The sequence below is a fragment of the Pseudovibrio sp. POLY-S9 genome (assembly GCF_001431305.1).
Classification (GTDB): domain Bacteria; phylum Pseudomonadota; class Alphaproteobacteria; order Rhizobiales; family Stappiaceae; genus Pseudovibrio.
The window spans coordinates 17,784-24,270 of record NZ_LCWX01000170.1 but is presented as its reverse complement, the minus strand read 5'-3'; the positions used below and the strand labels follow the sequence as shown (position 1 = coordinate 24,270).

General features: G+C 53.5%; 6 protein-coding genes. All 6 read left to right on the top strand.

Translation table 11 applies throughout. The features are described 5' to 3' along the window. The first annotated feature begins 28 nt into the window (after positions 1 to 28). Complete coding sequence (locus tag PPL9_RS17430; RefSeq protein WP_057463893.1) at positions 29 to 847, top strand: MBL fold metallo-hydrolase; 819 nt, start codon at positions 29 to 31, stop codon at positions 845 to 847. A 294-nt stretch (positions 848 to 1,141) separates the two neighbouring features. Further along, on the top strand, positions 1,142 to 3,439 hold the full coding sequence (locus PPL9_RS17425) for a bifunctional salicylyl-CoA 5-hydroxylase/oxidoreductase (RefSeq protein ID WP_057463892.1): 2,298 nt from the start codon (positions 1,142 to 1,144) through the stop codon (positions 3,437 to 3,439). Positions 3,440 to 3,450: 11 nt separating this feature from the next. Next, the gene (locus PPL9_RS17420; protein WP_057463891.1) at positions 3,451 to 4,203 is read left to right on the top strand and encodes an SDR family oxidoreductase; all 753 of its coding nucleotides are present in this window, start codon (positions 3,451 to 3,453) and stop codon (positions 4,201 to 4,203) included. Beyond that, positions 4,200 to 4,682, top strand: a complete 483-nt coding sequence (locus PPL9_RS17415) for a MarR family transcriptional regulator (RefSeq protein WP_057463890.1) — start codon at positions 4,200 to 4,202, stop codon at positions 4,680 to 4,682. The genes PPL9_RS17420 and PPL9_RS17415 overlap by 4 nt, the downstream gene beginning before the upstream one ends. Continuing rightward, entirely contained in the window at positions 4,682 to 5,503 is an 822-nt protein-coding gene (locus PPL9_RS17410; protein ID WP_082596940.1) for an enoyl-CoA hydratase family protein, read from the top strand. Before PPL9_RS17415 ends, PPL9_RS17410 begins: the two co-directional genes overlap by 1 nt. After that, positions 5,504 to 6,487: acyl-CoA dehydrogenase family protein (locus tag PPL9_RS17405; RefSeq protein ID WP_057463889.1), on the top strand; the 984-nt coding region annotated here is incomplete at its 3' end. It lies immediately after the preceding gene.

Genomic DNA, 6,487 nt, shown 5'->3' with positions numbered 1-6,487 from the left:
GTGTTGCCATTGTATTTTGAGAGGACCGATGACCAGCAATTTTAAGGTCACTATTCTGGGCTGCGGCTCATCTACCGGCGTACCAAGGATTGGTGGAGATTGGGGCGAATGTGATCCCAATGAACCGAAAAACCGCCGCCGTAGATGTGCTCTGCTGGTTCAGCGGTTCTCTGAAAATGGCACGACGACCATAATTGTGGATACCGGCCCGGACTTGCGTGAGCAGATGCTGGCAGCCGGTGTCACACACGTGGACGCAGTACTTTATACCCATGCCCATGCAGACCACTTGCATGGCATAGATGATCTGCGCTTCTTCGCACTCATGCAGCGTGCCAAAGTGCCCGTTTTCATGGATGAGTTCACCTCAAAGCGCGTCCGATCTGCCTTCGACTACTGCTTTGTCACGCCGCCAGGTTCTGGTTATCCGCCAATCCTGAGCGAAAACCGCCTGACGAATGGCACTCCGGTCACCATCGATGGTGCAGGGGGGCCGATCACTGCGCTACCATTTCTTGTCCATCATGGCGACATTGATGCACTGGGCTTTCGCTTTCAGGATCTGGCATACACGCCAGACGTCAACGACATCCCGGAAAGCAGCTTTCATGCATTGAAGGGCCTGGATACATGGATTGTAGACGCACTACGTCAGAAGCCACATCAAAGCCACTTCTGCGTTAATGATGCATTGGAGTGGATTGAGAGGATGAAACCTGCCAAGAGCATCCTCACCAATTTGCATTGCGATCTGGATTATCAGCGCTTGCGGACAGACCTTCCAGAAGGTGTTTCACCTGCCTTTGATGGTCAGGAAATCAAATTTCCAGCACATGCGACGGTCTGAAGCCGTCGCATTTTTTATGATACCTACACAGAATCAATGCTTGCCAGACCTCCACGTTTCATGCTGATATAGATATATCAGTGACGCGTGCGTGATAAATATATTTCTCTGCCGATATATGGCAGCTCGCTACAAACCAAAAATAAGCATATAAAATACAGCATGTTAGACTGATAATAGGACGCTTTTTGTATATTTTATACTTAGATATTTTATGTTTGAAATAATTTAAAAAACCTGTCACGCTTATCTCAAGTTGGAATTAGGCACTTGCAGCCTAAGGGGGAGAGAGCAATGAAAGTCGCATGCCTTGGAGGCGGCCCGGCAGGTCTTTATTTCGCAATCAGCATGAAGCTGCGAGATCCTCAGCATGAGGTCACAGTCATCGAGCGAAATAAGTTTGACGACACCTTCGGTTGGGGTGTTGTTCTTTCAGATGAGACATTGGACAACTTCAAGGTCAACGACGAGAAAAGCGCTGAAGCCATCCGCGCGCATTTTGCTTACTGGGATGACATCGCAGTTCATTACCGAGATACATGCCACGTCTCCAGCGGTCACGGCTTCTGCGGTATTGGCCGCAAGCAGTTGCTTCTGCTGCTACAAGACCGGGCTAAAGAGCTTGGCGTAAACATGGAATTTGAGCGCAATTACACCAGCGCTAAAGAGTTCATGGGTGATTACGACCTCGTTGTTGCTGCAGATGGCCTAAACTCCACCAGCCGCACCGAGTTTGCCGAGTATTTTAGGCCAGACATCGACACCCGCAAATGCAAGTTCGTCTGGCTCGGCACCCACCAGAAATTCGATGATGCCTTCACCTTCATTTTTGAAGAAACAGAACACGGCTGGATCTGGGCGCACGCTTACCAGTTCGATGATGACACCGCGACTTTCATCGTGGAATGTACGGAAAAGACATACGAAGCATTTGGCTTTGCCGACATGAGCCAGGCCGAGTCTTGCCGGACTTGTGAGAAGATCTTCGAAAAGCATCTTGGCGGCAATGAACTGATGACCAACGCAAACCACATCCGTGGTTCTGCATGGATCAACTTCCCACGCGTGCTCTGCGAGAAATGGTCCCACGAAAACCTCGTTCTCATGGGCGATGCCTCTGCAACTGCACACTTTTCTATCGGATCAGGGTCCAAGCTTGCCATGGAGAGCGCCATTGCACTGGCAGATTACCTGCACAGCGAAAACTCCATTCAAAGCGCCTTCCAGAAATACGAGGACGAGCGCCGTTTGGAAGTTCTGAAGCTCCAGTCCGCTGCCCGTAACTCACTGGAATGGTTTGAAAACGTCGAACGCTACCTGCATCTCGATCCAGTTCAGTTCAATTATTCACTCCTGACACGCTCCCAGCGCATCTCCCATGAGAACCTGCGTGAGCGCGATGCTGAGTGGCTGGGAACTGCAGAAGGCTGGTTCCAAAATCAAGCCGGAGTGTCGGACACTGACAATGCTCCACGTCCGCCAATGTTCGCACCGTTCAAACTTCGCGAGATGGAACTGAACAACCGCGTGGTTGTCTCTCCTATGGCCCAGTACAAAGCAGAAGATGGAACAGTCTCGGACTGGCATCTGGCCCACTATGGCGAACGCGCCAAAGGTGGAGCAGGGATGGTTGTTGTTGAGATGACCTGTGTCAGCGCAGATGGCCGCATCACACTAGGCTGCCCGGGTCTTTACGCACCAGAACATCAAACGGCATGGAAGCGCATCACTAATTTTGTACATGAACACAGCAATGCAAAGATCTGCTGCCAGCTTGGCCATGCCGGTCCAAAAGGTTCAACGCAAGTTGGTTGGGAAGAGATGGACGCGCCGTTGAACAACGGCAATTGGCCGCTTCTTGCCGCCTCTCCAATCGCTTGGACTGAACGCAACCAGACACCAAAGCAAATGGACCGGGCAGACATGGACCGCGTCAAGGCAGAGTTCGTGAACGCGGTGAAGATGGCAGATGCATCTGGTTTTGACATGGTCGAAGTCCACTGCGCCCACGGTTATCTTCTGTCCTCCTTCATCTCACCACTCACCAACAAGCGTGAAGACGAGTATGGCGGATCGCTTGAAAGCCGCATGAGATACCCGTTGGAAGTCATCAAAGTAGTACGCGAAGCATGGCCTCAGGACAAACCGATGTCCGTGCGTATCTCTGCAACGGACTGGGTGGAAGACGAGGGCCTCACACCAGAAGAAGCCGTTGAGATCGCCCGCATGTTGGACGCAGCTGACGTTGATATCTGCGATGTCTCCGCAGGTCAGACCAGCACTCGCGCACAACCGGTTTATGGCCGTATGTTCCAGGTGCCGTTCTCAGACCGCATCCGCAACGACGCCGGTATGAAAACCATGGCTGTCGGCAACATCTACGAGCCAGATCATGTGAACTCAATCCTGATGGCTGGTCGCGCAGATCTTGTATGTCTTGCTCGTCCGCATCTGTCCGATCCGTACTGGACCCTGCACGCGGCTGCTGAACTGGGCGACAAAGGTGTGTACTGGCCAGAACCATATCATGCTGGCCGTGACCAGCTGTACCGTCTGGCAGAGCGCGCCGAGACCATGAAAGTTCGCGTGTGAGGAAGAACGGTTTGGAAAAGCATGCACTCATAACAGGTGGCGGGACAGGCGTTGGGGCTGAAATAGCCCGCCACCTCGCGGGGGCTGGCATCAACGTCACCATTGCTGGGCGCAGACGCGAGCCGCTTGACCTGGTCGCAAGTGCCAACAGCCGCATCAGCGCTGTTACAGCAGACATTACCGGTGAAGTGTCCGTTGGGCAGATGTTTGAAAAGGCGGCTGAAGCAAGCGGACCAGTCAACATCGTGATTGCCAATGCGGGTGCCGCAGAATCTGCATCTTTTGGAAAGATCGAACGGGAAGACTTCCAGCGCATGCTTGACATCAACCTGACAGGTACATTCCTGACCTTCCAAAAAGGACTGGAATGCCTGAAAGGGCAGGAGTATGGGCGTTTGATCGCCATCGCCTCAACAGCGGGGTTGCGCGGTTATTCCTATGTGTCTCACTACGCCGCAGCCAAACATGGTGTCATCGGTATGGTCAGATCACTGGCACTCGAACTTGCCAGCAAGCCATTTACGGTCAATGCTGTGTGTCCAGGATTCACAGAGACCCCAATGCTGCAACGCTCGATCGAAAACATCATGCAAAAAACCGGAATGAACGAAGAGCAGGCACGGGCCGCTCTTTACAAGGACAACCCACAGCAACGCTTCATCCAACCGGACGAAGTCGCCACCACAGTGGCATGGCTCATCGGAGATGGCGCCCGCTCAGTGACAGGACAAGCTATTTCAGTATCAGGAGGCGAGACCCAATGACAGCCTCACAGGAAATGCTCAAAGCTGACAGAGCAACCGACGACAAGTCCCGCGTTCGCCTCTGGTTGAGATTGCTCCGTGCCTCTCGTGCGATTGAAGGCGAACTGAGAGAGCGGCTGCGGACAACATACAATGTGACCCTGCCACGCTTTGACGTGATGGCAGCACTTTACCGGGAGCCAGAGGGCATGCTCATGTCACAGCTCTCCAAATACCTGATGGTATCCAACGGCAACGTCACCGGCCTCATAGATCGCCTGACCACGGACGGACTGGTTCAGCGCACCTTGAGAGACGGAGACCGGAGAACCTCTGTGGTTCTGCTCACCAAAGAAGGTCGTGAGAATTTTGAGCAAATGGCAGCAAGCCACCGCGAGTGGATCAATGAGTTGCTCTCTCACTTTTCTCCCGATGAAGCAGAAACCCTTGCTGACACACTGAAGGTATTTGCAAGCGATTGGGAGGGGGAGGCCCGATAATGCTGACAACCTACAAAATGGCGAATTTGCAGCCAAAGCACTTCATTTGGCGCATGGAAGGCGATGTCGCAGTCATCCAACTGGACCGCCCGGACCGCAAAAACCCGCTGACCTTTGAAAGCTATGCCGAGCTGCGCGATACATTCCGCGATCTCGTCTATGCAGATGACGTTAATGGCGTTGTAATCGCCTCCAACGAAGGCAACTACTGCTCAGGTGGAGACGTCCACGACATCATCGGTCCGCTTGTTGCAATGGACATGAAAGACCTGCTGAAGTTCACGCGTATGACGGGTGATCTGGTCAAAGCCATGATCAACTGCGCTAAGCCGATCATTTCAGCCGTAGACGGTATCAGCGTTGGTGCTGGGGCAATCATGGCCATGGCATCAGACCTGCGCATTGGTACACCAGACGCCAAAACAGCCTTCCTATTCACCCGCGTCGGTCTTGCAGGCTGTGACATGGGCGCGTGTGCCATTCTCCCACGTATCATCGGGCAGGGACGCGCTGCAGAGCTGCTCTACACTGGCCGGTCCATGAGCGCTGAAGAGGGCTACACTTGGGGCTACTTCAACTCCATGTCCACCACAGAAGCACTCGAGGCCGATGCTATTCGCATGGCACAACGCATCACCGCAGGGCCGAATTTCGCGCACGGTATCACCAAGACCCAGCTCAATCAGGAATGGAACATGGGTCTGGATCAAGCGATTGAAGCTGAAGCACAGGCGCAGGCCATCTGCATGCAGACCAAAGACTTCGAAACCGCCTACAAAGCTTTTGTTGCAAAAGAAAAACCGGTCTTTGAGGGGGCATAAATGGCTGACACCACCTTCCTCACATGGCCGTTTTTTGAAGAAAAACACCGAGAGCTGGCCGAAGCCATAGAAAACTGGTGCTGCGAAAACCTTCCAGCTGACCACTCTGACACAGATGCTGCCTGTATCAAACTCGTTAATGATCTTGGTACCGCTGGTTTCCTGAAGCTCACTGCTGTTGATCCGGCTGATCCCAAACCGCTGGATGTCCGTAGCCTGTGCATCATGCGCGAAACACTGGCCCGTCACGACGGTCTGGGGGACTTCGCCTTCGCCATGCAGGGTCTGGGAACAGGCGCCATCAGCCTGTTTGGCACGCCAGAACAACAGCTGTGGCTCAATAAAACCAGAGCAGGCCAGACACTCTCTGCGTTTGCACTAACAGAACCAGACTCCGGTTCAGACGTTGCAAACATTGAACTTTCCGCCATCCGCGATGGCGATGACTATGTGCTCAATGGCGAAAAGACCTGGATCTCCAACGGCGGCATTGCAGGCCTTTACGTTGTCTTCGCAAGGACGGGCGAAGCACAGGGTGCCAAAGGCATCAGCGCCTTCATAGTACCGGCGGATACACCGGGCTTAACCGTTGAAGAACGGTTGGATGTGATGGCACCTCATCCTCTGGCTCGGCTGGGTTTCAAACAACTGCGCATTCCAGCAACAAACCGCATTGGGGGAGCCGGAGAAGGCTTTAAGATTTCAATGTCGGTTCTGGATGTCTTCCGCTGCACCGTCGGCGCTGCTGCTTTAGGCTTTGCCCGCCGTGCATTGGAAGAAGCCGTAACACGCGCAACAACCCGCAAACTGGGGGATGGCGTGCTGGCCGATATGCAGATGGTGCAAGGCCATCTGGCGGAAATGGCAATCGACATTGATGCCTCTGCACTCCTGATCTACCGCGCTGCATGGACGAAAGACATGGGGGCAGCACGAGTATCTCGCGAGGCTGCCATGGCAAAGCAATTCGCAACCGATCAGGCC